The sequence below is a fragment of the Ramlibacter montanisoli genome, assembly GCF_013087525.1.
Classification (GTDB): Bacteria; Pseudomonadota; Gammaproteobacteria; order Burkholderiales; family Burkholderiaceae_C; genus Ramlibacter; species Ramlibacter montanisoli.
In genome coordinates this window covers 296,409-322,365 of record NZ_JABFCS010000001.1, presented here as the reverse complement: position 1 = coordinate 322,365, position 25,957 = coordinate 296,409, and the positions used below count along the sequence as shown (strand labels likewise).

The 25,957-nt window shown below is 68.9% G+C and carries 22 protein-coding genes and 5 pseudogenes; 15 read left to right on the top strand and 12 right to left on the bottom strand.

All coding sequences use genetic code 11. The features are described from left to right. The first annotated feature begins 21 nt into the window (after positions 1-21). From HK415_RS01650 to HK415_RS01630, 5 genes and pseudogenes are all read left to right on the top strand, one after another. Entirely contained in the window at positions 22-1,236 is a 1,215-nt protein-coding gene (locus HK415_RS01650; protein WP_171556532.1) for a type II secretion system F family protein, read from the top strand. Further along, positions 1,236-2,103 (top strand): annotated as a pseudogene (locus HK415_RS01645) (prepilin peptidase). Before HK415_RS01650 ends, HK415_RS01645 begins: the two are co-directional and overlap by 1 nt. A gap of 7 nt (positions 2,104-2,110) precedes the next feature. Next, the gene (gene coaE / locus HK415_RS01640) at positions 2,111-2,713 is read left to right on the top strand and encodes a dephospho-CoA kinase (RefSeq protein WP_171556531.1); all 603 of its coding nucleotides are present in this window, start codon (positions 2,111-2,113) and stop codon (positions 2,711-2,713) included. Positions 2,714-2,758: 45 nt separating this feature from the next. Next, the gene (gene zapD / locus HK415_RS01635) at positions 2,759-3,511 is read left to right on the top strand and encodes a cell division protein ZapD (protein WP_171556530.1); all 753 of its coding nucleotides are present in this window, start codon (positions 2,759-2,761) and stop codon (positions 3,509-3,511) included. 8 nt (positions 3,512-3,519) lie between these two features. After that, on the top strand, positions 3,520-3,726 hold the full coding sequence (locus tag HK415_RS01630; RefSeq protein ID WP_171556529.1) for a DNA gyrase inhibitor YacG: 207 nt from the start codon (positions 3,520-3,522) through the stop codon (positions 3,724-3,726). Positions 3,727-3,730: 4 nt separating this feature from the next. Here the strand turns inward: HK415_RS01630 and HK415_RS01625 are convergent, their stop codons facing one another. From HK415_RS01625 to HK415_RS01605, 5 genes are read right to left on the bottom strand one after another with little or no spacing between them, the layout of a single operon-like run. Beyond that, on the bottom strand, positions 3,731-4,198 hold the full coding sequence (locus HK415_RS01625) for an NUDIX domain-containing protein (protein ID WP_171556528.1): 468 nt from the start codon (positions 4,196-4,198) through the stop codon (positions 3,731-3,733). Then, on the bottom strand, positions 4,195-5,067 hold the full coding sequence (locus HK415_RS01620) for an ATP-binding protein (protein ID WP_171556527.1): 873 nt from the start codon (positions 5,065-5,067) through the stop codon (positions 4,195-4,197). The genes HK415_RS01625 and HK415_RS01620 overlap by 4 nt, the downstream gene beginning before the upstream one ends. Then, on the bottom strand, positions 5,064-6,290 hold the full coding sequence (gene argJ, locus HK415_RS01615; protein WP_171556526.1) for a bifunctional glutamate N-acetyltransferase/amino-acid acetyltransferase ArgJ: 1,227 nt from the start codon (positions 6,288-6,290) through the stop codon (positions 5,064-5,066). The genes HK415_RS01620 and argJ overlap by 4 nt, the downstream gene beginning before the upstream one ends. 34 nt (positions 6,291-6,324) lie before the next feature. Continuing rightward, positions 6,325-6,762, bottom strand: a complete 438-nt coding sequence (locus HK415_RS01610) for a rhodanese-like domain-containing protein (RefSeq protein ID WP_171556525.1) — start codon at positions 6,760-6,762, stop codon at positions 6,325-6,327. A gap of 35 nt (positions 6,763-6,797) precedes the next feature. Continuing rightward, complete coding sequence (locus HK415_RS01605; protein ID WP_171556524.1) at positions 6,798-7,583, bottom strand: fumarylacetoacetate hydrolase family protein; 786 nt, start codon at positions 7,581-7,583, stop codon at positions 6,798-6,800. Between the two features lie 230 nt (positions 7,584-7,813). On the opposite strand from HK415_RS01605, the gene HK415_RS01600 reads away from it, so the two are divergent. The 5 genes and pseudogenes from HK415_RS01600 (at position 7,814) to HK415_RS24290 (ending at position 15,396) form a co-directional block, all read left to right on the top strand. After that, on the top strand, positions 7,814-8,872 hold the full coding sequence (locus HK415_RS01600) for a TRAP transporter substrate-binding protein (protein WP_171556523.1): 1,059 nt from the start codon (positions 7,814-7,816) through the stop codon (positions 8,870-8,872). Between the two features lie 80 nt (positions 8,873-8,952). Further along, on the top strand, positions 8,953-9,588 hold the full coding sequence (locus HK415_RS01595) for a TRAP transporter small permease subunit (protein ID WP_171556522.1): 636 nt from the start codon (positions 8,953-8,955) through the stop codon (positions 9,586-9,588). Continuing rightward, positions 9,588-11,607, top strand: a pseudogene (locus HK415_RS01590) (TRAP transporter large permease). The gene HK415_RS01595 and the pseudogene HK415_RS01590 overlap by 1 nt, the downstream one beginning before the upstream one ends. Positions 11,608-11,722: 115 nt before the next feature. Beyond that, the gene (icmF, locus tag HK415_RS01585; protein ID WP_171556521.1) at positions 11,723-15,016 is read left to right on the top strand and encodes a fused isobutyryl-CoA mutase/GTPase IcmF; all 3,294 of its coding nucleotides are present in this window, start codon (positions 11,723-11,725) and stop codon (positions 15,014-15,016) included. A gap of 23 nt (positions 15,017-15,039) precedes the next feature. Next, positions 15,040-15,396, top strand: a complete 357-nt coding sequence (locus HK415_RS24290) for a SpoIIAA family protein (RefSeq protein WP_171556520.1) — start codon at positions 15,040-15,042, stop codon at positions 15,394-15,396. A 71-nt stretch (positions 15,397-15,467) separates the two neighbouring features. On the opposite strand, the gene HK415_RS01575 is transcribed toward HK415_RS24290, so the two are convergent. Next, a complete protein-coding gene (locus tag HK415_RS01575; RefSeq protein WP_309246540.1) occupies positions 15,468-16,574 on the bottom strand; it encodes a 3-deoxy-7-phosphoheptulonate synthase in 1,107 nt (368 codons plus the stop codon). Between the two features lie 24 nt (positions 16,575-16,598). Between HK415_RS01575 and HK415_RS01570 the strand changes: the two are divergent. Next, a pseudogene (locus HK415_RS01570) lies at positions 16,599-17,377 on the top strand (alpha/beta fold hydrolase). A 3-nt stretch (positions 17,378-17,380) separates the two neighbouring features. On the opposite strand, the gene glgX reads toward HK415_RS01570, so the two are convergent. Genes glgX through HK415_RS01560 form a run of 3 tightly spaced genes read right to left on the bottom strand, consistent with a single transcriptional unit; the run spans position 17,381 to position 19,904 of the window. After that, the gene (glgX, locus tag HK415_RS01565; RefSeq protein WP_309246539.1) at positions 17,381-19,024 is read right to left on the bottom strand and encodes a glycogen debranching protein GlgX; all 1,644 of its coding nucleotides are present in this window, start codon (positions 19,022-19,024) and stop codon (positions 17,381-17,383) included. Beyond that, complete coding sequence (locus HK415_RS24285) at positions 18,994-19,527, bottom strand: hypothetical protein (RefSeq protein ID WP_253261723.1); 534 nt, start codon at positions 19,525-19,527, stop codon at positions 18,994-18,996. The genes glgX and HK415_RS24285 overlap by 31 nt, the downstream gene beginning before the upstream one ends. A gap of 5 nt (positions 19,528-19,532) precedes the next feature. Continuing rightward, positions 19,533-19,904, bottom strand: coding sequence for a DUF192 domain-containing protein (locus tag HK415_RS01560; RefSeq protein WP_253261722.1), 372 nt, complete (start codon positions 19,902-19,904; stop codon positions 19,533-19,535). A 94-nt stretch (positions 19,905-19,998) separates the two neighbouring features. Between HK415_RS01560 and HK415_RS01555 the strand changes: the two genes are divergently transcribed. From HK415_RS01555 to HK415_RS01545, 3 genes and pseudogenes are all read left to right on the top strand, one after another. Continuing rightward, the gene (locus tag HK415_RS01555) at positions 19,999-21,213 is read left to right on the top strand and encodes an MFS transporter (RefSeq protein WP_309246538.1); all 1,215 of its coding nucleotides are present in this window, start codon (positions 19,999-20,001) and stop codon (positions 21,211-21,213) included. Between the two features lie 32 nt (positions 21,214-21,245). Next, entirely contained in the window at positions 21,246-22,232 is a 987-nt protein-coding gene (locus HK415_RS01550; RefSeq protein ID WP_171556518.1) for an NADPH:quinone reductase, read from the top strand. A gap of 10 nt (positions 22,233-22,242) precedes the next feature. Next, positions 22,243-23,027, top strand: a pseudogene (locus HK415_RS01545) (SDR family NAD(P)-dependent oxidoreductase). Between the two features lie 10 nt (positions 23,028-23,037). Here the strand turns inward: HK415_RS01545 and HK415_RS01540 are convergent. Next, the gene (locus HK415_RS01540; protein WP_171556517.1) at positions 23,038-23,436 is read right to left on the bottom strand and encodes a response regulator; all 399 of its coding nucleotides are present in this window, start codon (positions 23,434-23,436) and stop codon (positions 23,038-23,040) included. 108 nt (positions 23,437-23,544) lie between these two features. Here HK415_RS01540 and HK415_RS01535 point away from each other — a divergent pair, with 108 nt between their 5' ends. After that, a complete protein-coding gene (locus tag HK415_RS01535) occupies positions 23,545-23,841 on the top strand; it encodes a hypothetical protein (protein WP_216369705.1) in 297 nt (98 codons plus the stop codon). 7 nt (positions 23,842-23,848) lie between these two features. Here HK415_RS01535 and HK415_RS01530 read toward each other — a convergent pair whose 3' ends face one another. Then, a complete protein-coding gene (locus HK415_RS01530) occupies positions 23,849-25,288 on the bottom strand; it encodes a methyl-accepting chemotaxis protein (protein ID WP_309246537.1) in 1,440 nt (479 codons plus the stop codon). Positions 25,289-25,424: 136 nt separating this feature from the next. Beyond that, a pseudogene (locus HK415_RS01525) lies at positions 25,425-25,580 on the bottom strand (Tar ligand binding domain-containing protein); the annotation flags it as partial. Positions 25,581-25,957 lie beyond the last annotated feature (377 nt).

The window sequence follows — 25,957 nt, the reverse complement described above, 5'->3', positions numbered from 1 at the left end:
AAGACGCAAAGAGGAGCCACCATGGCGACCGCAGCAGCAGCAACCAAGGAATTCGTCTTCGAGTGGGAGGGCCGGGACCGCAACGGCAAGCAGGTGCGCGGAGAAACGCGCGCCGCCGGCGAGAACCAGGTCATGGCGTCGCTCCGGCGCCAGGGCGTGTCGCCCACGAAGATCAAGAAGCGCCGGATGCGCTCCGGCGCGAAGATCAAGCCGAAGGACATCGCGATCTTCACCCGCCAGCTCGCCACCATGATGAAGGCCGGCGTGCCCCTGCTGCAGGCCTTCGACATCGTCGGCCGCGGCAACGCGAACGCCAGCGTCACCAAGCTGCTGAACGACGTGCGCACCGACGTGGAGACCGGCACGTCCCTCTCCTCCGCCTTCCGCAAGTACCCGATGTACTTCGACAACCTGTACTGCAACCTGGTGGAAGCGGGCGAGCAGGCCGGTATCCTGGAAAGCCTGCTGGACCGGCTGGCCACCTACATGGAGAAGACGGAGGCGATCAAGTCCAAGATCAAGTCCGCGCTGATGTACCCGATCTCGGTGGTCGTGGTGGCCTTCGTGGTGGTCTCGGTGATCATGATCTTCGTGATCCCGGCGTTCAAGGAGGTGTTCACCTCCTTCGGCGCCGACCTGCCGGCCCCGACGCTGTTCGTGATCGCGCTGAGCGAGGTGTTCGTCAAGTGGTGGTGGCTGATCTTCGGCGGCATCGGCGGCACCTTCTACTTCTTCATGCAGGCGTGGAAGCGCAACGTGAAGGTGCAGCAGTTCATGGACCGGCTGATGCTCAAGCTGCCGGTGTTCGGCGACCTGGTCTACAAGTCGGTGATCGCGCGCTGGACCCGGACGCTGGCGACCATGTTCGCCGCCGGCGTGCCGCTGGTGGAAGCGCTCGACTCCGTGGGCGGCGCCTCCGGCAACTCGGTGTATGAGTCGGCCACGCTGAGGATCCAGCAGGAGGTGTCCACCGGCACCAGCCTGACCGCGGCGATGACCAACGCGAACGTGTTCCCCTCGATGGTCCTGCAGATGTGCGCCATCGGCGAGGAGTCCGGCTCGATCGACCACATGCTGGGCAAGGCCGCGGACTTCTACGAGGCCGAGGTGGACGACATGGTGGCGGGCCTTTCCAGCCTGATGGAGCCGATCATCATCGTGTTCCTGGGCGGCCTGATCGGCGGCATCGTGGTCTCCATGTACCTGCCGATCTTCAAGCTGGGTTCGGTCGTCTGATGGGATTCGCTGCGGGATGGGACGCGGCGGCCATCGCCGGCGTCCTCGGCCTCCTGGTCGGAAGCTTCCTCAACGTCGTCATCTACCGCTTCCCGAAGATGCTCGAGCGGCAGTGGGCCGCCGACTGCGCCGACTTCGGCGGCCAGCCGGTCAAGGAGGAGGAGCCCTTCAACCTGGTGGTGCCGCGTTCGCGCTGCCGCCAGTGCGGGCACGTGATCCGCTGGTACGAGAACATCCCGGTCGTGAAGCTGGCTGGCGCTGCGCGGCAAGTGCTCGCAGTGCAAGGCGCCGATCGGCCTGCGTTACCCGCTGGTGGAACTGGTCACCGCCGGCTTCTTCGCGCTGTGCGGATGGCGCTGGGGCCTCACGCTGCAGGCCGCCGCCTGGGCCGCCTTCGCCGCGCTGCTGATCTGCCTGTTCCTGATCGACATGGACACGCAGATCCTGCCCGATGACCTGAACTACACGCTGCTGTGGCTGGGGCTGCTGGCCGCCGCGGTGGGATGGACCGTTCCGCTCGCCTCCGCCGTGTGGGGCGCGGCCCTGGGCTACGGCGTGTTCTGGGTGATCTTCCAGCTGTACCGGCTGGCCACCGGCAAGCAGGGCATGGGCTACGGCGACTTCAAGCTGCTGGCGGCGCTCGGCGCCTGGTTGGGCGCGGAATACCTGCTGGCGATCATCCTGCTGTCCTCGATCGTCGGCGCCGTGATCGGCGTGCTGCTGATCGTCGTGGGGCGGCTGGCGAACAAGGACATCCCCATGCCCTTCGGCCCCTACCTCGCGGGCGCGGGCCTGCTGGCCCTGGCGCTGACGCCGGCCACGCTGCCGGCCCTGCTGCCCTTCGCCTTCCCCTTCGGCGCCCGCTAGGACTTCCATGGCGGTGCGCATCGGGCTCACCGGCGGCATCGGCAGCGGCAAGAGCACGGTGCTGGCGATGCTGCAGGAGCTGGGCGCCACCGCCATCGACGCCGACGCCATCTCGCGCGCCACCACGGCACCGGGCGGCGCGGCGATCCCGCTGATCGCGCAGAAGTTCGGCGCCGACTTCATCGCCCCCGACGGCGCGCTGGACCGCGCGAAGATGCGCGAACGCGCCTATGCCCACCCCGAGGCTCGGCGCGAGCTGGAACAGATCATCCATCCGCTGGTGGGCCAGGAGAGCGCGCGCCAGGTCGAGGCCGCGCTCGCGGCCGGGGCGCGCTGCATCGTGTTCGACATTCCCCTGCTGGTCGAATCGGGCCGCTGGCGGCGGCAGGTCGATCGCGTGCTGGTGGTCGACTGCGAACCGGAAACCCAGGTGGCGCGGGTCACGGCACGCAGCGGACTGGCGCCCGAGGAAGTGCGCGCCATCATCGCGGCCCAGGCGCCCCGCGCCCTGCGCCTGGCAGCCGCCGACCTCGTGATCTGCAACGAGGGCTTGACGCTGGAAGCCTTGCGCTACGAAGTGGAACAGGCCGCGCGATCCTTCGGGCTATGATGGCGCCCTGCCGTTTGCCCGTCGCCGGCTCCCCGGCGCCAGCGCGTGATCCTCTACGAATATCCCTTCAACGAACGCATCCGGACCTACCTGCGGCTGGAACACCTGTTCCGCCGCCTGGGCGAGCTGATCCCGCGCAGCCACCCGCTGGACCACCACTATGCGCTCGCCACGATCTTCGAGATCATGGACGTCGCCGCGCGCGCGGACCTGAAGTCCGACGTGCTGAAGGACCTGGAGCGCCAGAAGCAGGTGCTCAATGGCTACCGCGGCAACCCGGCGATCGCCGAGAAGGTGCTGGACGACGTGGTGCGCCAGGTCGAATCCTGCTTCAGCGCCGTCAACGGCACCGCCGGCAAGGCCGGCCAGTCGCTCACCGAGAACGAGTGGCTGATGAGCATCCGCAGCCGCGCCGGCATCCCGGGCGGCACCTGCGAGTTCGACCTCCCCGGCTACTACGCCTGGCAGCACCTGCCGGCGGAACAGCGCCGCGCCGACCTGGAGCGCTGGGCCAACACGCTGGCGCCGCTGGCCGAATCGATCCACCTGCTGCTGCGGATGCTGCGTGATTCCGGCGCGCCGCAGAAGGTGATGGCGACCGGCGGCCAGCTGCAGCAGACGCTGCCCCAGGGCCGCACCTTCCAGCTGCTGCGCCTGCGCATCGACCCGTCCATGGGGCTGGTGCCCGAGATCAGCGGCAACCGCCTGATCGTCTCCGTGCGGCTGATGCGCCAGGAAAGCGACCGCATGCAGGCGAGCAACGAGAACACCCCCTTCGAACTGACCCTCTGCGCCTGAGGTCCCGCATGGCGAACCGCGCCGACAAGCCCCGCATCGTGCGCTGCCCCTCCTGCGAGGGCGACAGCGTGTACGCCCCCAGCAATCCCTACCGGCCCTTCTGCAGCGAGCGCTGCCGCAGCATCGACCTGGGCGCCTGGGCCAGCGAGAGTTTCCGCGTGCCGGACGAGACGCCGCCGGACGACGTGCCCTTCGGGGATCCGAAGGAACAGTGAGCAGTCAGTGCGTCGGCCGCGTGAACCCGCGTTCCTCCGCGAACCACCGCAGCACGGGCACCGTCCCCGGCAGCACCGGCTGCACCGCCACCGGCAGCTGCTGCCAGGCGAACTGCTGGCCCTCGTGCATGTGCAGCTCGCCGGTCCATTCGTAGACCTTGCAGAAGTTCAGCCGCACGAGCGCATGCGGATAGTCGACGCGCTCGACGTGCCACGGATGCACGGGGCCGATGGTCAGGCCGATCTCTTCCTGCAGCTCGCGGCGCAGCGCCTGTTCGACGGTCTCGCCCGGCTCCACCTTGCCGCCCGGGAACTCCCAGTAGCCCTCGTACACCTTGCCCGGCGGCCGCGACGTGAGCAGGAAGGCCCCGTCCGGGCGGATCAGCACGCCGACGGCGACTTCCACTTCCTTGCGGTCCGGCCCGCCCTCGCGCGGACGCTCGCCGTCCGCGACGAGCACCTTGCCCTTCATGCGTGGTGCCGCCCCGCGTAGTCGCGCGCGAACTGGTAGGCCACCCGGCCGCTGCGCGAGCCGCGCTCCAGCGCCCACACCAGCGCCTGCGGGCGCGCGGCCTCGATCGCATCCTGCTTGACGCCGAAGTGCTCCAGCCAGGTGGCCGTGATGTGCAGGTACTCTTCCTGGCTGAAGGGATAGAAGCTCACCCACAGCCCGAAGCGCTCGGACAGCGAGATCTTCTCCTCCACCACCTCGCCGGGATGCACCTCGCCGTCCTCGGTGTGCGTGTACGTGAGGTTCTCCTTCATGTACTCGGGCAGCAGGTGGCGGCGGTTGCTGGTCGCGTAGATCAGCACGTTGGGCGTGGACGCGGCCACCGAGCCGTCGAGGATGGACTTGAGCGCCTTGTAGCCGGGCTCGCCCTCCTCGAAGCTCAGGTCGTCGCAGAACACCATGAACTTCTCGGGCCGGCCCGCGACCACGTCGATGATGTCCGGCAGGTCCACCAGGTCGGCCTTGTCCACCTCGATCAGGCGCAGGCCCTGCTTCGCATACGCGTTCAGGCAGGCCTTGATGAGAGAGGACTTGCCGGTGCCGCGCGCGCCGGTGAGCAGCACGTTGTTGGCCGGGTGGCCCTGCACGAACTGCAGCGTGTTGCGCTGGATCTTCTCCTTCTGCGGCTCGATCTCCTTGAGGTCGTCGAGCGAGATGTCCGCGACGTGCTTCACCGGCTCCAGCGTGCCGTGGCCGCTGGAGCGCTTGCGGTAGCGCCAGGCGATGCCGGCGTTCCAGTCCGGTGCAGTGAGCGGCTGCGGCAGGATGGCCTCGATGCGCGTCAGCAGCTGCATGCCGCGCTCGATCAGTTGTTCCAGTTTCGCGCTCATGAGCGGTAGTCGGCGTTGATCGTGACGTAGTCGTGGCTGAAGTCGCAGGTCCACACCTGGTCGGCCGCGGTGCCGCGGCCCAGCCCGACGCGCACCGTGATCTCCGACTGCTTCATCACGCGCTGCCCGTCTTCCTCGCGGTACGACGGATTGCGGCCGCCGCGCGTGGCGACGTGCACGTCGTCCAGGTGCAGCTCGATCTTCGTCTGGTCCAGGTCGGCGATGCCGGCGTAGCCGACCGCGGCCAGGATGCGGCCCAGGTTCGGGTCGCTCGCGAAGAAGGCCGTCTTCACCAGCGGCGAATGCGCGATCGCGTAGGCGACCTGCCGGCACTCCGCCGCGGTCTTGCCGCCTTCCACGCGCACCGTGATGAACTTGGTGGCGCCCTCGCCGTCGCGCACGATGGCCTGCGCCAGCAGGCGCGCGACTTCCAGCATGGCGTCCTTCAGCACGCGGCCGGAAGCGCTGTCCAGCGAAGCGATCGCCGCGTGCTGCGCCTTGTTCGTGGCCAGCACCACGAAGGAATCGTTGGTGGACGTGTCGCCGTCCACCGTGACGCGGTTGAAGGAGCCTTCGGCCAGTTCGAAGGCCAGCGCCGGCAGCAGCTTCGCGTCCACCTTCGCGTCGGTGGCCAGGAAGCCCAGCATGGTCGCCATGTTGGGGCGGATCATCCCGGCGCCCTTGCTGATGCCCGTGATCGTCACCGTGGCGCCCTCGATCTTCACCTGCCGGCTGAAGGCCTTGGGCAGGGTGTCGGTGGTCATGATGCCTTCGGCCGCCTTGAGCCAGTGCTCCGGTTTGGCATCGGCGATCGCCGCCGGCAGGCCCGCCTGGATGCGGTCCACCGGCAGCGGTTCCATGATCACGCCGGTGGAGAACGGCAGCACCTGTTCCGGCGCGAGGTTCAGCAGCCGCGCGGCGGCCACGCAGGTGGTGCGTGCGCGCACCAGGCCGTCCTCGCCGGTGCCCGCGTTGGCGTTGCCGGTGTTGATCACCATCGCGCGGATGTCCCCGCGCACGAGATGCTCGCGGCAGACCTGCACCGGCGCCGCGCAGAAGCGGTTCTGCGTGAACACGCCGCCGACCGCAGCGCCCTCGTCGAGCAGGAAGACGGTGAGGTCCTTGCGCTTGGCCTTGCGCACGCCCGCTTCCGCCACGCCGATGCGCACGCCGGGGACGGGGTGCAGCGAGTCCGCGCCCGGGGCGCTCAGGTTGACTGCCATGGATAGCCCTTGTCGAAAGAAATGGAAAAGCGCTTCAGGTCTGCCGCCAGGGCAGCCCGCGCATGCGCCAGCCGCCCTTGCCGCCGCGGTGGCCCTGTTCGTCGGGGTCGCCCTCGAAGCCCTCGAGGATGTTGTATGCCTCGATGCCGACCTCGGTGGCGCGCTTGGCCGCCGCGATGGAACGGATGCCGCTGCGGCACAGGAGCACCGCCTTCTTGCCGGGCGGCACGATCGCGCGCAGCTTGTCGCCGAAGTCCGCGTCGACCTGCATTCCAGGCCAGTGCTTCCACTCCAGCGCCGCGGCGCCGGGGATGAAGCCCACCCAGTCGCGCTCGGCGTCGGTGCGGATGTCCACCAGCACGGCCTCGCCGGACTGCCACCAGCGGTGCGCCAGTTCGGGCGTGACGTCGCCCGCGTAGCCCTGGGCAGGCCGGGGCTGGTCGCGGTCGGGGGAAGGGGCGGAGGCGCTCATGCCGGCGATTTTGCCAGCGTGGCGCCTCCCGGTCCTCAGACGATCCTGACGCTGAGGTTCGGCAGCTTGTCGATGTGGATCTCGATCACGTCGCCCTTCACCACCGGGCCGACATTCTCGGGCGTGCCCGAGTAGATGATGTCTCCGGGGAAGAGCTCGTTGGCCTGCGACAGGTTGCTGATCTGCTCGGCCACCGACCAGATCATCTGGTTCAGGTTGGCGTTCTGCTTGGTCTGGCCGTTCACCTTCAGCCAGATCGAACCTTCCCGGAAGTGGCCGGTCTGCTCGACGCGGTGCATCGGGCCGATCACCGCCGAGTGGTCGAAGCTCTTGCCGATCTCCCAGGGCTTCTTCTGGTCGCCCATGGCGCGCTGCAGGTCGCGGCGCGTCATGTCCAGGCCCAGCGTGTAGCCCCACACGTGGTCGAGCGCGCTCGCCACCGGGATGTTGCGGCCGCCGCGGCCGATCGCGGCCACCAGTTCCACCTCGTAGTGGTAGTTCTTCGTCAGAGAGGGGTAGGGATGGTCGGCGACCACGCCCGGCACCACGTTCTGGATCGCGTCCGTGGGCTTCTGGAAGAAGAACGGCGGCTCACGGTCGGGGTTGGACCCCATCTCGATGGCATGGGCGCGGTAGTTGCGCCCGATGCAGTAGATCCGCCGCACGGGGAACACCATGTCCGAACCCACCACCGGCACGCTGGCGCCCGCCAGCGTGAAGGGCATGCGCGAGCCGCCCGCGGTGGAACCGGTGGCCGCGCAGCCCGCGAGCCCGGCAGCCGCAGCCGCGGCCGATCCATGGAAGAAATGACGCCTGTCCATCGTTTATGTCTCCTGGCCTGTCGCTTTCCCGAAATGAGTGCGACAGCTATTCGTCAGCAAATAGCGGCTCCCGGACGGGGCCGCTCGGTGAAAACCCTATTACTACCTTCAGAGGGTGGAATCAAAGATAGCTTGCTAACGATTCCAACGCAACAGGAGACCACGATGTCCGATCCGAAGACCCCCGCCGCCGCAGCTTGCTCAAGGGAGCAGCCGTTGCCGGCGCCGCCATGTCGGCCCCGATGGTCGCCGTGGCGCAGACCACGTCGTTCCGCTTCCAGAGCACCTGGCCGGCGAAGGACATCTTCCACGAGTACGCGCAGGACTTCGCCAAGAAGGTCAACGACATGGCGGGCAACCGCCTGAAGATCGAGGTGCTGCCCTCCGGCGCGGTGGTCCCGGCCTTCCAGCTGCTGGAAGCGGTGAACAAGGGCACGCTCGATGGCGGCCACGGCGTGGTGGCCTACCACTACGGCAAGAACTCCGCGCTGGCCCTGTGGGGCTCGGGCCCGGCCTACGGCATGGACCCGAACATGGTGCTGGCCTGGCACAACTACGGCGGCGGCAAGGCGCTGCTGGACGAGATCTACAAGGCGATCAACATGGACGTGGTGTCGTACCTGTACGGCCCGATGCCCACGCAGCCCCTGGGCTGGTTCAAGAAGCCGATCTCCAACGTCGCGCAACTGAAGGGCCTGAAGTTCCGCACCGTGGGCCTCTCGGTGGACATCTTCAACGAGCTGGGCGCCGCGGTGAACCCGCTGCCCGGCGGCGAGATCGTCCCTGCGCTGGACCGCGGCCTGCTCGATGCGGCGGAATTCAACAACGCCTCGTCCGACCGCGTGCTGGGCTTCCCCGACGTGGCGAAGAACTGCATGCTGCAAAGCTTCCACCAGTCCGGCGAGCAGTTCGAGATCCTGTTCAACAAGACCAAGTACAACGCGCTGGCTCCGGACCTCAAGGCCATCATCGACTACGCCGTGCAGGCCTCCAGCGCCGACATGAGCTGGAAGGCGATCGATCGCAACTCCAAGGACTACATCGAGCTCAAGGGCCAGCACAAGGTGCAGTTCTACAAGACGCCCGATGCCATCCTGCGCGCGCAGCTGGATGCGTGGGACAAGGTGACGGCCAAGAAGCAGGCCGAGAACCCGCACTTCAAGAAGGTGCTGGACTCGCAGAAGGCCTTCGCGCAGCGCGCGGGCCAGTGGCAGAACGACTACATGGTCGACTTCAAGATGGCCTGGAACCGCTACTTCGCCAAGGGGGCGGCTCCCAAGAAGGCCTGAAGCCCGGGGCCGGATGCAAGGGGCGGCTGCACAGCCGCCCTTTTTTGGCCCGGAGGGGAAATGAGGCATAAAGGATAACGATGCAGAAAGTGCTATTGGCGGTGGATCGCCTGTCGACCTGGCTGGGGCAGTTGTTCGCCTGGGCCATCGTCGGGCTGACGGTGCTGATTTCGTGGGAGGTCTTCTCCCGCTACGTGCTGGGCAAGCCCCATGGATGGATGCTGGACGCGCAGATCATGCTGTACGGCGTCCTGTTCATGATGGCGGGGGCCTACACCCTGTCCAAGAACGGCCATGTGCGCGGCGACGTGCTGTACGGGTTCTTCCGCCCGCGCACGCAGGCGACGCTGGACCTGATCCTCTACATCCTGTTCTTCCTGCCGGGCGTGTTCGCGCTGACCTGGGCCGGCTGGCGCTACTTCGGCGAGTCGCTCGCGATCCGCGAGACCACGTTCAACGCCGACCCCATCCCCGTGTACCCCTTCAAGTTCTTCATCCCCTTCGCCGGCGGCATCCTGCTGCTGCAGGGATTCGTCGAGATCGCGCGCTGCATCATCTGCCTCCGCGACGGCGAGTGGCCCTCGCGCGAACAGGACGTCGAGGAAGTGGACGTCGAGAAGCTCAAGGCCATGGTGCACGCCGATGACGCGGTGGTGAACCCCGCGGAACCGGGCGGCGCGCTGGCGATGCCGCCGGCCGAGAAGGGGAACCTGTGATGAAGATCCGCAAGGAACTCTGGTTCGGCTTCTCGCTGATGGCGATCATCGTGAGCGCCGCCCTCTACATGCTGGTGAGCGTGCAGCAGATCGAGCGCGGCCACGTCGGCCTGCTGATGCTGTCGCTGGTGGTGGTGGCGATCATGCTCGGCTTCCCCACGGCCTTCACGCTGATGGGCATGGGCATGATCTTCACCTGGCTCGCCTACGACCGGGACTGGCACCGCACGCTGGACCTGATGGTGCAGGCCGCCTACAAGGTGATGGGCAACGACGTGCTCATCTCGATCCCGCTGTTCGTCTTCATGGGCTACCTGGTGGAGCGCGCGAACCTGATCGAGAAGCTGTTCCGCTCGATCCACCTGGCGCTCGCGCGCGTGCCGGGCGCCCTGGGCGTGGCGACGCTGGTGACCTGCGCGGTGTTCGCCACCGCCACCGGCATCGTCGGCGCGGTGGTGACCCTGATGGGCCTGCTGGCGCTGCCCGCGATGCTGCGCGCGGGCTACAGCGTGCAGCTGTCGGCCGGCACCATCACCGCCGGCGGCTGCCTGGGCATCCTGATCCCGCCGTCGGTGCTGCTGATCGTGTACGGCGCGACGGCGGGCGTCTCGGTGGTGCAACTCTATGCCGGCGCCTTCTTCCCCGGGATCATGCTGGCGGGCCTGTACATCCTGTACGTGATCATCCTGGCCAAGATCAAGCCGAAGATGGCGCCCCCGCTGTCCGCCGCCGACCGCTTCGTGCCGCTGCCGCCGCTCACGCAACGCTTCGCGCCCTCCCCTTCCGCGCACGTGCTGCCGGCGATGCTGGGCGCGCTGAAGGGCCGCGCCAACCAGGACGTCCCCACCTCCTACATCCTCAAGCAGCTGGGCATCGTCGCCATGCCGCTGGTGATCTTCGCCTTCCTCGGGCTGTGGGGCTACCAGGCGGCGACCGCGGGCTCGCCCGCGGAAGAGGCGAACACGCTGCAGAAGATGGGCGAATCGTCGGCGAGCACCTCGGCGTCGAGCAGCCTGGCGGAGCCACCATCCGACGGCGCGCTCAAGGTGCCGGCCGATTCGGCCTCGGGCGGGCTGGCGGAGCCCCGGCCGCCGGTGCCAGCCTCGCGGAGCCGCCGTCTGCCGGCGGCGTGCAGGAGCCTCCCGGCGCGGAAGGCGTCAAGGAACCGCCCGGCGCCGCGGGCGTGCCGGAACCCCGGGCGGCCGGCGGCGTGCAGGAGCCTCCCGGCGTCGGCACGGCGGCCAAGCCCGCAGGCGAGCGCGTGGCGGCGGGCACCGGCTTCTGGGTCACGCTCGGCGTGTTCGGCGCGATGATCGCCCTCTTCTACGCCTTCCTCAGCTTCACCCGGCTGGAAGTGTTCAAGATGCTGCTGACCAGCTTCTTCCCGCTGATGATCCTGATCCTGGCGGTGCTGGGCTCGATCGTGCTGGGGCTGGCGACGCCCACGGAGGCGGCGGCGGTGGGTGCGCTGGGCGGCTTCCTGCTGGCCATCGCCTACCGCCAGCTCACCCTGGACGTGGTGAAGGAAAGCGTGTTCCTCACCGCCAAGACCTCGGCGATGGTCTGCTGGCTGTTCGTCGGCTCCGCAATCTTCTCGGCGGCCTTCGCGCTGCTGGGCGGGCAGGAGCTGGTGGAGCGCTGGGTGCTGTCGATGAACCTGTCGAAGACGCAGTTCCTGGTGCTGTCGCAGGTGATCATCTTCGTGCTGGGCTGGCCGCTGGAGTGGACCGAGATCATCGTGATCTTCATGCCCATCTTCATCCCGCTGCTCGACAACTTCGGCGTGGACCCGCTGTTCTTCGGCCTGCTGGTGGCGCTGAACCTGCAGACGGCCTTCCTGTCGCCGCCGGTGGCGATGGCGGCCTTCTACCTGAAGGGGTGAGTCCGCCGCACGTGTCGCTCAACCAGATCTTCCTGGGGATGCTGCCCTTCATGGGCATCCAGGTGATCGCGATCATCCTGCTCTACATGTTCCCGGGCATCGGCCTGTGGCTGCCGCAGATGCTGTATTCGCGGTAAGCGGCGCGTCAGCCGACGGCAAGGGGCGCCTCCGGGCGCCCTTTCCGTTGGCGGCAGCCATTGACGTTGACGTAAACGTCAATTAGGCTTGCCGGTTCCTGGAGACCCGCCCCAAATGACCGACCTGTCCGCCGAATTCAAGGCGCTGGCGAACTATCGCCCCACGAACAAAGTCCGCTTCGTCACCGCCGCCAGCCTGTTCGACGGGCACGACGCCGCCATCAACATCATGCGCCGCATCCTGCAGGGCATGGGCGCCGAGGTGATCCACCTCGGGCACAACCGCAGCGTCGACGACGTCGTCACGGCCGCCCTGCAGGAAGACGTGCAGGGCATCGCCGTCAGCTCCTACCAGGGCGGGCACGTCGAGTACTTCAAGTACATGGTGGACCTGCTGCGCGAGCGCGGCGGCGCCCACATCCAGGTGTTCGGCGGCGGCGGCGGCGTGATCGTGCCGGCGGAAATCAAGGAGCTGCAGGACTACGGCGTGGCGCGCATCTACAGCCCCGAGGACGGGCAGCGCATGGGCCTGGCCGGGATGATCGGCGAGATGGTGATGCGCTGCGACCAGGACCTGTCGCCGCACGCGCCGCGCGAGCTGGCCGCCATCCAGGGCCAGGACGAGGCGAGCTGGCGGGCGCTGGCGCAGCTGGTGACCGCGCTGGAGAACGGCAGTGCCGAGCCGGCGCTGGTGCAGGCGGTCCGCAAGGCGGCCGACCAGCGCCACATTCCCGTGCTGGGCATCACCGGCACCGGCGGCGCAGGCAAGTCCTCGCTGACCGACGAACTCGTGCGCCGCCTGCGGCTGGACCAGGACGACAGCCTGCGGGTGGCCATCGTCTCCATCGATCCTTCGCGTCGCAAGACCGGCGGCGCCCTGCTGGGCGACCGCATCCGCATGAACGCGATCGGCCCCTGGCGGCAGGGTCCGCGCGTCTTCATGCGTTCGCTGGCCACGCGCGACTTCGGCAGCGAGATCTCGGCCGCGCTCGGTGACGTCATCGCCGCCTGCAAGGCCGCCGGCTTCGACCTGGTGGTCGTGGAGACCAGCGGCATCGGCCAGGGCGACGCGGCGATCGTGCCGCATGTGGACGTGCCGCTGTACGTGATGACGCCGGAGTTCGGCGCCGCCAGCCAGCTGGAAAAGATCGACATGCTGGACTTCGCGGAGTTCGTGGCGATCAACAAGTTCGACCGCAAGGGCGCGGCCGACGCGCTGCGCGACGTGGCCAAGCAGGTGCAGCGCAACCGCGGTGCCTTCAACCGCGCGCCGGAGACCATGCCGGTGTTCGGCACGATGGCCGCGCGCTTCAACGACGATGGCGTCACGGCGCTGTACCAGGCGCTCAAGCCCCGCCTGGCGGAGCTCGGCCTGAAGCTGAAGGACGGCCGCCTGCCGGCAGTGAACGTGCGCCACAGCACCAACCAGAGCCCGGTGGTGCCGGCGGCGCGCACGCGCTACCTGGCCGAGATCGCCGACACCGTGCGCGGCTACAAGGCCGACGTGCGCAAGGAAGCGACGCTGGCGCGCGAGATCCAGCAGTTGCGCGCAGCCGGCCGCATGCTGCGCGTCGGCAAGCCCGACAAGGCGCGCGCGGCCGAAGCCGCCGAGGACCTGGCCATGCAGCGCGAGCTGGAGCAGGACGGCGCCGCGCAGAAGCTGCTGGCGCAGTGGCCGGCCATGCAGAAGGCCTACGCCGGCGACGAGTACGTGGTGAAGATCCGCGACCGGGAGATCCGCACCAGCCTGACCTACAAGTCGCTCTCCGGCACCACCATCCGCAAGGTCGCCCTGCCCCAGTACGAGGACCACGGCGAGATCCTCAAGTGGCTGATGCTGGAGAACGTGCCGGGCAGCTTCCCCTACACGGCCGGCACCTTCGCCTTCAAGCGCGAGAACGAGGACCCCACGCGCATGTTCGCGGGCGAAGGCGACGCCTTCCGCACCAACAAGCGCTTCAAGCTGCTGTCGGCCAACATGCCGGCCAAGCGTCTGTCCACCGCCTTCGACTCGGTCACGCTGTACGGCAACGACCCCGATCCGCGGCCGGACATCTACGGCAAGGTGGGCAACTCCGGCGTGTCGATCGCCACGCTGGACGACATGAAGGTGCTGTACTCCGGCTTCGACCTGTGCGACCCGGCGACCTCGGTGTCGATGACCATCAACGGCCCGGCGCCCAGCATCCTGGCGATGTTCATGAACACCGCCATCGACCAGAACATCGAGAAGTTCAAGGCCGACAACGGCCGCGAGCCGACCGAGACGGAGACGGCCAAGATCCGCGAATGGGTGCTGGCCAACGTGCGCGGCACGGTGCAGGCCGACATCCTGAAGGAAGACCAGGGCCAGAACACCTGCATCTTCTCCACCGAGTTCTCGCTCAAGGTGATGGGCGACATCGCGCAGTACTTCGTGCACCACGACGTGCGCAACTTCTACTCGGTGTCCATCTCCGGCTACCACATCGCCGAGGCGGGCGCGAACCCGATCTCGCAGCTGGCCTTCACGCTGTCGAACGGCTTCACCTTCGTCGAGGCCTACCTCGCGCGCGGGATGCACATCGACGACTTCGCGCCCAACCTGTCCTTCTTCTTCTCCAACGGCATGGACCCGGAGTACACGGTGATGGGGCGGGTCGCCCGCCGGATCTGGGCGGTGGCGATGAAGGACAAGTACGGCGCCAACGAGCGCAGCCAGAAGCTCAAGTACCACATCCAGACCTCGGGCCGCAGCCTGCACGCGCAGGAGATCCAGTTCAACGACATCCGCACCACGCTGCAGGCGCTGATCGCGATCTACGACAACTGCAACTCGCTGCACACCAACGCCTTCGACGAGGCGATCACCACGCCGACCGAGGACAGCGTGCGGCGCGCGATGGCGATCCAGCTGATCATCAACCGCGAGTGGGGGCTGGCCAAGAACGAGAACCCGAACCAGGGCGCCTTCATCATCGACGAGCTCACCGAGCTGGTGGAGGAAGCGGTGCTGGCGGAGTTCGAGCGCATCGCCGAGCGCGGCGGCGTGCTGGGCGCGATGGAGACCGGCTACCAGCGCGGCCGCATCCAGGACGAGAGCATGCACTACGAGATGCAGAAGCACACCGGCGAGCTGCCCATCGTCGGCGTCAACACCTTCCGCAATCCGCACGGCGACACGGTGCTGGAGAAGCTGGAGCTCGCCCGATCCACCGACGAGGAAAAGCAGGGCCAGCTCAAGCGCCTGCGCGACTTCCATGCCCGCAATGCCGACAAGGCGCCGGCCATGCTCAAGCGCCTGCAGCAGGCCGTGATCGATAACCGGAACGTATTCGAAGTGCTGATGGACGCCGTGCGCGTGTGCTCGCTGGGGCAGATCACCAACGCATTGTTCGAGGTCGGGGGCCAATACCGGCGCAACATGTGAGCGGAGCGGGCATACTCCCGCCGGTGACCGCATCCCTGCATTTCACCCACGGCCCCTCGTTCTCGGTGGTGGAAGTCACCGCCCTGGCCTTCCTGGAAGACGCGGAGCCCGCCCTGCTGGAGATCGCGCAGCGCACCCGCGAGACGGGCACGCGGCGCCTGCTGATCAACCTGGTCGACGTGGTCGGCACCTTCGGCCCCGAGCAGCACCATGCCATCGGGCTGATGGCGTACCGGCATCTTTCGCACCTGGAGAAGGTGGCTTCGCTGGTGCCGCCCGACAAGCTCACGCGGGTGAGCGAGGCGGCGGCGCGGTCGCAGGGCATGGAGCTGCGGGTGTTCACGCAGCTGATGGATGCGCTGGACTGGCTGGTGAAGTAGGCTGGTGGTGAGCGAGGCGAACCCCAGCGCTTCGCGTATCGCTGGGGTGCCGCTGCGCTCGCACCGCCAGCCTACGAGCCCCTGCGAATTCGCACCGCCCCCGCCAGCTCCCGCAACACCTCCTCCGTCTGCCCCCAGCCGATGCATCCATCGGTGATGGACACGCCGCGCGCCAGCGGCACGCCGGGCTTGAGGTCCTGCCGCCCCGCCTCCAGGTGGCTCTCGATCATGGTGCCCATGATGCGGCTGTCCCCCGCCGCGACCTGCCGCGCGAGATCGCGCGCGACCTCCACCTGCCGGCGCCAGTCCTTGGCGGAATTGGCGTGCGAGCAGTCGACCATGACGCGCTCGCTCACGCCGCTCTTGCGCAGGAGCGCGCAGGCCGACTCGATCTCCGCGGCGCCGTAGTTCGGCCCGCGCGAGCCGCCGCGCAGGATGATGTGGCAGTCCTCGTTGCCGGTGGTCTCGAACACCGCCGCCTGGCCCATCTTGGTCATGCCCATGAAGGCGTGCGGCGCGCGGCAGGCGATCAGCGCGTCGGCCGCCATCTGCACGCTGCCGTCGGTGCCGTTCTTGAAGCCGATCGGGCAGCTCAGGCCGGAGGCGAGCTGGCGGTGGCTCGGGCTCTCGGTGGTGCGGGCGCCGATCGCGCCCCAGCTGATCAGGTCCGAGATGTACTGGGGACTGAGCAGGTCGAGGAACTCGGTGCCCGCGGGCAGCCCGAGCTGCGCGACCTCCAGCAGCAGCTGGCGCGCCAGGCGCAGGCCCTCGTTGATGCGGAAGCTGCCATCCAGCCGCGGGTCGTTGATGAAGCCCTTCCAGCCGACCGTGGTGCGCGGCTTCTCGAAGTAGACGCGCATCACCAGCAGCAGGTCCTCGCGCAGTTCGTCGGCCAGCGCCCGCAGCCGTCGAGCGTATTCGAGTGCCTGCTCGTGGTCGTGGATCGAGCACGGCCCGACCACGGCCAGCAGGCGCGGGTCGGTGCCGTGCACGACGGCGGCCACTTCGTTGCGGCTGCGCTCGACGAAGGCCTGCACGGCATCGTCGGCCGGCAGCTCGTACTGCAGCAGCGCCGGCGAGATCAGCGGGCGCACCTCGCGGATGCGCACGTCGTCCAGCCGGGTGGCCTGGGGCATTTCCTCGGCGCCTTCCGGGCGCGCGGCGGTGGTGGGGCTCATGGCGTTCTCCTGGCCTGCACTATATTGGCTGTCCATGGCATTCGCTTCCCTGACCGTCGACAGTGCCCCCTGCGCATCGAATACGAATGGACCGGCCGCGCCGCCGAGGACGCGCCCGTGCTGGTCTTCCTGCACGAGGGCCTGGGCTCGGTCGCGATGTGGCGCGACTTCCCGGCGCGCCTGTGCGACGCGGCGGGCGTGCGCGGCCTGGTGTATTCGCGCCCGGGCTACGGCCGCTCCACGCCGCGGCCGGCGGGCGAGAAGTGGGCTCCCGATTTCATGCACCGGCAGGCGCGCGAGGTGCTGCCCGCGCTGCTGCGCGCGCTGGGCATCGAGCGGCCCTGGCTGTTCGGGCACAGCGATGGCGGCTCGATCGCACTGCTGTACGCCTCCTTCTTCCCCGAGGCCTTGCGCGGCGCGGTCGTGCTCGCGCCGCACATCCTGGTGGAGGACATTTCGGTCTCCAGCATCCGCGAAGCGCGGCGGGTGTATCTCGAGACGGACCTGAAACAGCGCCTGGGCCGCTACCACGAGGATCCCGATTCGGCCTTCTGGGGCTGGAACGAGGTCTGGCTGGACGCCGCCTTCCGCGACTGGTCCATCGAGGAGGAGATTCGCGCGATCCGCTGTCCGCTGCTGGCGATCCAGGGGTGGACGACGAATACGGCACGCTGGAGCAGATCCGCGGCATCGCCCGGCGGGTGCCGCAGGCGCAGTTGCTGGAGATTCCGCAGTGCGGGCATTCTCCGCACAAGGACCAGCCGAAGGTGGTGATCGAAGCGGTGACGCGTTTCCTCACCTAGCCGTCATTCCAGCGGACACCGGAACAACTTCAAGGACCGCCCCACCAGCAGCGTCCTCTCCCCCGCCGCATGCGTCTCCCGCGCGTGGTCGTCGCTCGTGTCCACCAGCAGCTCCCATTGCGTGCACCCCGTCACCGGCGGCAGCGTGAACTCCAGGTCCTCGTGCGAGGACGAGAGCATCAGCAGCAGGTGGTCGTCCTGCAGGCGCTGGCCCTGGCGGTCGGTTTCCTTCAGGCCGTTGCCGGCCAGGAACATCGCCAGCGACTGCGTGTGCGCGTTCTGCCAGTCCTCGTCGGTCATCTGCTCGCCGTCATGGCGGAACCACATCACGTCGTGGATGTCGCTGCCGCGGATCGGGCGGCCGGAGAAGAACTTCTGCCGGTGCAGCGCCGGGTGGTGCTTGCGCAGCGCGATCAGGCGGCGGGTGAATGCCAGCAGTTCGCGGTCCGCGCTCGCCCAGTCGAACCAGCTGATGGCGTTGTCCTGGCAATAGGCGTTGTTGTTGCCGCCCTGGGTGCGGCCGAACTCGTCGCCTCCCAGCAGCATCGGCGTGCCCTGCGACAGCAGCAGCGTGGCCAGGAAGTTGCGCTGCTGGCGCGCGCGCAGCCGGTTGACCCCCTCGTCGTCGGTCGGTCCTTCGGCCCCGCAGTTCCAGGACTTGTTGTCGTTGTGGCCGTCCTGGTTGTTTTCCTGGTTCGCCTCGTTGTGCTTGTCGTTGTAGCTCACCGAGTCGCGCAGCGTGAAGCCGTCGTGCGCGGTGACGAAGTTGATGCTGGCCGAGGGCTTGCGGCCGTCGCCCTGGTACAGGTCGCTGGAGCCGGTGAGCCGGTAGCCCAGGTCGCTGGCCTGCCCGCCCTCGCCCTTCCAGAAGGCGCGGATCGAATCGCGGTACACGCCGTTCCACTCCGCCCACTTCACCGGGAAGTTGCCCACCTGGTAGCCGCCCTCGCCCACGTCCCAGGGCTCGGCGATCAGCTTGACGTTGTTCAGCACCGGGTCCTGGTGGATGATCGTGAAGAAGCCCGAGAGCTGGTCCACCTCGTGCAGCCCGCGCGCCAGCGTGCTGGCCAGGTCGAAGCGGAAGCCGTCCACGTGCATCTCCTGCACCCAGTAGCGCAGAGAATCCATGATCAGCTGCAGCGTCTGCGGATGCCGCACGTTGAGCGTGTTGCCGGTGCCCGTGTAGTCGAAGTAGAAGCGCGGGCTGTCCGCCACCAGCCGGTAGTAGGTCGGGTTGTCGATGCCCTTGAAGCTCAGGGTCGGGCCGAGGTGGTTGCCTTCGGAGGTGTGGTTGTAGACCACGTCGAGGATCACCTCCAGCCCCGCCGCATGCAGCGCCTGCACCATCTCCTTGAACTCGCGCACGGCACCCACTGCGTCGCCGCGCCGGAAGGCGGCGCTGTAGCGCAACTCCGGCGCGAAGAAGTTCAGCGTCGAATAGCCCCAGTAGTTGGTGAGGCCCTTGTCCAGGAGGAAGGGGTCGTCCAGGTGCGCGTGCACCGGCATCAGTTCCACCGCCGTCACGCCCAGGTCCTTCAGATAGGCGAGCATCGCCGGATGCGCCAGGCCCGCGTAGGTGCCGCGCAGTTCCTCGGGCACCTCGGGGTGCGTCATGGTCAGACCCTTGACGTGCGCCTCGTACAGCACGGTCTCGTGCAGCGGCCGGTTCGGCCGGCGGTCCTCCCCCAGTCGAAGGCCGGGTCGACCACCACGCCCAGGGGCACGCCGCGCTGGTCCTGCTGCACGGCGGCGTGGTCCTCGCGCTCCCCGCCCACCTCGTACGCGAACACGCCGCCTCCGAAGTTCTCCACGTTGTCCAGCGCGTGGGCATAGGGATCGAGCAGGATCACGTTCGGGTTGAAGCGCAGGCCGCGGTCCGGCTCGTAGGGGCCGTGCACGCGGTAGCCGTAGCGCTGCCCCGGCCGAAGGCCGGGCAGGTAGCCGTGCCAGACGAAGGCGGTCTGCTCGCGCAGCCGCACGCGCGTCTCGCGGCCCTCGCCATCGAACAGGCAGAGCTCCACGCCCGTGGCGTTTTCCGAATAGAGCGCAAAGTTGACGCCCTCGCCGTCCCAGTGCGCCCCCAGCGGATAGGGCTCGCCCGGATGCACCAGCGCGCCGGCGATGGCCGCCGTGTCGGGGGTTCCCTGCATGGCGTTCACTCCAGGAAGACCGGACCGGCCAACCGCGTTCCCGGGCGGATGCCGCGCTCGTCGAACCAGCCGCGGTTCATCTCCAGCACGAAGCGCACCGGGTGCTCAGAGGACTCCGCCTCCAGGTCGTGCGGCTCCAGGTCGGCGATCTTCAGGATGGTGCCGTCCTCCTGCAGGAAGGCGATCGACAGGGGCAGCGGCGTGTCCTTCATCCAGAAGCGCTGCACGGCGCAGCGGTCGGTCATGAACAGCATGCCCTCGTCTTCCGGCAGTTCGCGGCGGTGCATCAGCCCCAGGGCCCGTTCCTCCCGGCTGCGGGCCACGTACACCTGGATCTCGTGCTCACCGGCGATGAGCTGGACGCGGGGAAGATTCATGGGTTGCAATGGTCGCGCGGCCGCGCAGGACGCTTCGTAGGACGGCGCCAATTGCTGTGCCGGCAGGCGCTGCTGGCGCGTTGTAGGATCGCCCGTGACCTCCCCCGCAGCCGCTTCCCCCGCCACCGACACCCAGGCCGCGACCCGCGCCGCCGTCACCCTGCTGGCCATCGCCAGCTTCTTCAGCGGCGCCGCCCTGCGCATCTGCGACGGGCTGCTACCCCGGCTGGCCAGCGACTTCGCGATCACGCCCGGGACCGCCGGACAGGTGGTGCTGACCTTCGCCGTCGCCTATGGCGTCTCGCAACTGCTGTTCGGGCCGCTGGGGGACCGCTACGGCAAGGCGCGCGTGATGTGCGCGGCGCTGTTCGCCTGCGCCCTCACCTCGCTGGCCTGCGCGCTGGCGCCCGGCTTCGACGCGCTGGTGCGCCTGCGCGTGCTCTGGGGCATGGCCGCGGCCGGCGTGATCCCGCTGGCGATCGCCTGGATCGGCGACGCCGTGCACTACGAGCAGCGGCAGGCGACGCTGGCCCGCCTGTTGATGGGCACGCTCTCCGGCATGGCGGCCGGGCAGCTGGCCGGTGGCCTGTTCGCCGACACGCCCCTGGGCTGGCGCGGCGCCTTCGCGGCCCTGTGCGCGGGCTACGTGGTGGTGTCGCTGCTGCTGCTGGCGCGCCTGCGGCACATCCCGTCGGCGCCGCCGCTGCGCGGCAAGGGCCGCTTCGCCTTCGTCACGCAGCTCGGCTCGGTGCTCGCCATCCCCTGGGCGCGCATCGTGATCGCCACCGTGTTCGCAGAGGGCCTGCTGCTGCTCGGGCCGCTGGCCTTCCTGCCGACCTACCTGCACCAGCGCTTTGGCCTCGCGCTGTCCACGGCCTCCGCCCTGATCGCGCTGTACGCCGTCGGCGGACTGTTCTATGCGATGGTCGCCGCCCATGTGGTGCGCCGCTTCGGCGAGCGCCGCATGGTGTTCACCGGCGGCATCGTGATGGGCCTGGGCTTCCTCGCCTGGTGGGGCTCGCCGGTGGCCTGGCTGGCGGCGCCGGTGGCGCTGGTGGTGGGCTTCGGCACCTACCTGGTCCACAACACGCTGCAGACCAATGCCACCCAGATGGCCCCTTCGATGCGCGGCACGGCGATGGCCCTGTTCGCCTTCGCCCTGTTCAACGGCCAGGCCATCGGCGTCTCGCTGGCCGGCTTCGCCTACGACCATGCCGGGGCGCTGCCGCTGCTGCTGGTGCCGGCGGTCGCGCTGCCGCTGGTGTGCTGGGGCTTCGCGCGCGCCCTGCTGCGCCGCGCGCAGGCTTGACGTAACCTAGCGGCCACCAAGGAGGTCCCCGCATGCAGGCAGCGTTCTATACCCGGCAAGGTCCCGCGGCCGAAGTGCTGGTGGTCGGCGAGCAGCCCATGCCGCAGCCGGGTCCCGGCGAGGTGCGGGTGCGGCTGCGCACCTCGGGCGTCAATCCCTCCGACTACAAGACGCGCCGGGGCGGCCCCGGGCGGCCGCCGCTCGCCTGGCCCTTGGTGATCCCGCACAGCGACGGCGCCGGCACCATCGATGCGGTCGGCGAGGGCGTGCCGGCCAGCCGCGTCGGCGAGCGCGTGTGGATCTGGAACGGGCAGTGGAACCGCCCCTTCGGCACGGCCGCGCAATACATCGCCCTGCCCTCCGCGCTGGCGGTGAAGATGCCCGATGCCCTGGGCGACGCCGAAGCCGCCTGCCTGGGCATCCCCGCGTTCACCGCGTTGCAGGCGGTACGCCAGGCGCAGATCGCGCCCGGCACGACGGTGCTGGTCGCAGGCGGTGCGGGCTCGGTGAGCCACTATGCGATCCAGCTCGCCAAGCGCAAGGGCGCCACCGTGCTCACCACGGTCAGCACCGACGCCAAGGCGGAACACGCACGCCGCGCCGGCGCCGACCACGTGATCCGCTACCGCAGCGAGGACGTGGGTGCGCGGGTGAAGGCGCTCACCGGCGGCCGCCGCGTCGATGCCGTGATCGAGATGGACCTCACGGCGAACGTCGGCCTGTACCCCGCCTGCGTGCGTCCGGGCGCGACCATCGTCGTCTACGGCATGGGTGCGATGGAAGCGACCCTGCCCACCTGGTGGTTCATGCGCAACCGCATCACGCTGAAGTTCGTCTTCATCTACGAGATCGGCGAGGAGGACCGCGCCGCCGGCCTGCGCGAACTCGACGCGCTGCTGCGCGAAGGCGCGCTGCAGCACACCGTGGCACAGCGCCTGCCGCTGGCCGACATCGCCCGCGCCCACGAGCTGGTGGAACAGGGCACCGTGCTGGGCAACGTGGTTCTCGACATTCCCTGAAGGACAAGACATGGACCTGCACCTCCAAGGCCAGCACGTGCTGGTGACCGGCGGCAGCCGCGGCATCGGCCTGGCCTGCGCCCGCGAATTCCTGCGCGAGGGCTGCAAGGTGACGCTGGTCGGGCGCGACCCCGCCCGCATGGAACAGGCGCGCACCGGCCTCGGTGCGCAGGCGGCCGTGGCCGGCCTCTGCGCGGACCTGCGCGATCCGGCCGCGGCTCTGCGCATGGTGGAGGAAGCCGAGCGCGCCCACGGACCGATCGACGTGCTGGTGAACTCCGCCGGCGCCGCCCGCCGCACGCCGTTCGCGGAACTGGAGCCACAGGCCTGGCATGAAGCCATGGAGGCCAAGTTCTTCACCTACGTGCACGTGATGGACCCGGTGGTGCGGCGCATGGGCGCGCGCGGCCGCGGCGTGATCGTCAACGTGATCGGCATGGGCGGCAAGGTCGCGACGCCCACGCACCTGCCGGGCGGCGCGGCCAACGCGGCGCTGATGCTGGCCAGTGCAGGTCTCGCCGCTGCCTGGGGCCCGAGCGGCGTGCGCGTGAACGCGGTGAACCCGACGCTGACGCTCACCGACCGGCTGGCCGAGGGACTGGCCGCCGACGCGCGCCTGCGCAACAGCACGCCCGAGGAGGTGCTGCAGCAGGCGCAGCAGAAGCTGCCGCTGGGGCGGCTGCGCAACCCGAGGAAGTGGCGGCGGTGGTGGTGTTCCTGGCTTCGCCGCGCGCGTCCTATGTCTCCGGCGCGGTGATCTCCATGGACGGGGCGAGCACCCCGATGGTCGTCTAGGAGCCTGCGCTCAGTGGGTGACCGTGGGCCGGTCGCCGATCAGGTGGTCCAGCGTGGCCAGCATGGCCTCCGGGTCGACCGGCGATACCAGGTAGGCATTGCCCCCTGCCTGCATGCCGGCCTGCTGGTCCGACTCGGACACGTACATCGCGGACACATAGACCACGGGCAGGTCGGCGGTGGTCGCCTTGCTGCGCAGCAGCCGGCAGACCTCGAAGCCCAGCAGGTCGGGCAGGTGCACGTCCAGGATGACGGCGGAGACGAACTCCACCAGTTCCAGGGCTTCCGCGCCGGCGGAAGCCTGCACCACGTTGAATCCGGCCGCGCGGAGGTTGCGGGCGGTCGAGTACCGGGTGGCCTCGTTGTCGTCCACCACCAGGACGACGCTGTGCTGGGTCCGGTCGATCATGGAATGGCACCGTGGTGCTTGGGGAGGTCGAGTGTAATACCCGAGCTCGCGGGGCGAAAGTACCACCGGTTTCAGTCGTTCGCTTATGCTGGCTGCAACATGCACCTCGTGCAGATCCTGCTCCCGCTGGCCGCACCCGACGGCACCCGGCTGCCGCAGGCGCTGTTCGACGCCGTCCGGCAGGAACTGGTGGATCGCTTCGGCGGCCTCACCGCCTACACCCGGGCGCCGGCCAGGGGCCTGTGGGACGACGGGGGCGGCGTCGAGCGCGACGACATCGTCGTCTACGAGGTCATGGTCGACCAGCTGGACCGCCCGTGGTGGGCCGGCTACCGCGCGCAGCTTTGCGCCCGTTTCCGCCAGCAGGAACTGGTCGTGCGGGCGCATGTGACCGAGCTGCTGTAGCCGGCGGTCAGAACTCCCGCCAGTTGCCGCCGGCCGTCGCGCCGCCGCCCTGCGCGGCCAGCGCGGGCGCAGGCATCGCAGCCATGGCCACCAGGGGCCGTCCCGCGCGCAAGGTCCCAGGCGCGGCGGAGGCCTGATGCGGACGGGATTCGGCGCGCTGCACGGCGTCGTCCTTCCGCAGGCGGAACCGCGACACGACCTGCAGCAACGCGCCGGCCTGCGCTTTCATGGATTCGGTCGCGGCGGTCGCCTCTTCCACGAGGGAAGCGTTCTGCTGCACGACCTGGTCCATCTGCGTGACGGCGGTGTTGACCTGCTCGATGCCGGCGCTCTGCTCCTGGCTGGCCGCCGCGATCTCGGCGATCAGCTCGCTCACCTGCTTCACGGAAGCGACGATCTCCTCCATCGTGCGGCCGGCTTCGCCCACCTGGCGTGCGCCGGCGTCGACCTTGCCGACGGAGTCGCCGATCAATCCCTTGATCTCCTTGGCCGCCGCCGCGCTGCGCTGCGCGAGGTTGCGCACCTCGGTGGCGACGACGGCGAAGCCGCGCCCCTGCTCGCCGGCCCGCGCGGCTTCCACGGCGGCATTGAGGGCCAGGATGTTGGTCTGGAAGGCGATGCCGTCGATCACGCCGATGATGTCGGCGATGCGGCGCGAGGCCTCGGAGATCCCGTCCATGGTCTGCACCACTTCGCCGACCGCGCGGCCGCCCTTGCGCGCCACCTCCGCCGCGTCCACGGCGACTCGGCTGGCCTGCCTGGCGTTGTCGGCGTTCTGGGTCACCGTGGTGGTGAGTTCCTCCATCTGGCTGGCCGTCTCCTCCAGGGTGCTGGCCTGTTCCTCGGTGCGCTGCGACAGGTCCAGGTTGCCCTGGGCGATCTGCCCGCTGCTGTCCGCCACGGCATGGGCGCCGGCCACGACCTCGCCCACCACGCCACGCAGGTTGGCCGTCATCTCGGACATGGCCTGCAGCAGCAGGCCCACCTCGTCCCGCGCGCTCGCCTGCAGGTCCACCGTCAGGTCGCCGTCGGCCACCCGGCGCGACAGCCGCACGGCCTGCTGCAGCGGCTGCGTGATGCCGCGGGCGATCCACAGGCCCAGCGCCAGCCCCGCCACGAGCACGGCGGCCATCACGCTGCCCATCACGAGCAGCGCCGTACGCTCCTGTTGCGCCGCTTCCTCGGCCACGCGCGCGCGCTCCTTGGCCGCGAGTTGCTGCAGGCTGTCCACGATCGCATCGAGCTTTTCGTCCAGCGGGCGGTCCTTGCCGCGCACCGCGCGGTCCACGGCCTGGGTGCTCGCCAGGTTGCCGATCTCGAACTGCCGGAGGGCCTCCTGGTACTGGCGCCCCAGCTCCGCGTGCATGCGGCGCGCGTCCGCGACGGGTGCGGGATCGACGTCCAGCGCCTGCATCGCCTTCTCCAGTTGCTCGAGGTCCTTGACCACCAAGGGCGGCGCGCTTGTCGAAGCCCGCGAGGTAGCGCGCATGGTCGGCGGCTTCATGGCCACGCAGCAGGATGTTCTTCCACTCCTGCACCTGGATCTTGAACGAGACCGCCGCCTCGCGCGCGGTGTCCACCGCCAGCGCGGACTGCTGCTCGCGCTGCAGCGCCTGCGCGGCGCGCTCGTGTTCGCCCTGGAGGGCGTGGATGCCGTAGCTTCCGACGAACAGCATGCCGGCCAGCAATGCGCCGATCAGCAAGAGCAGCTTGGTGGAAATCCTGAATCCCGAAAACATGGCGGCCCCTCGTCACTTGTTGTGTGCCTGCGCAACGTTACCGGATGTAATCCGAATAAATATGACAGTCGCCAGCGGTGCGAACGGCGCTTGTCTGCACCAACTCTGTCCTATTACATCCATGGACGGTCGGCTTTGGCGGACGAACGGACCATTGCTGCACCAGCCAGGTGCAGCGCAACCTTGGAGCAGCTCGGCGCGACCCGTCAAACGGCATCTTCGCGCCGCCGGATGGCAGGGAATCCGTGGCGATTCGTCAGCTCGCGTCCTACGGGAGTGCGCACCATGCGACTGCGAACAGCGCAGAACACTGACGAGCCTGGGCCGGCGCACGCGCCAAGATCACGCCGTTCCCCAACGACTTCCCGGACGGAAAA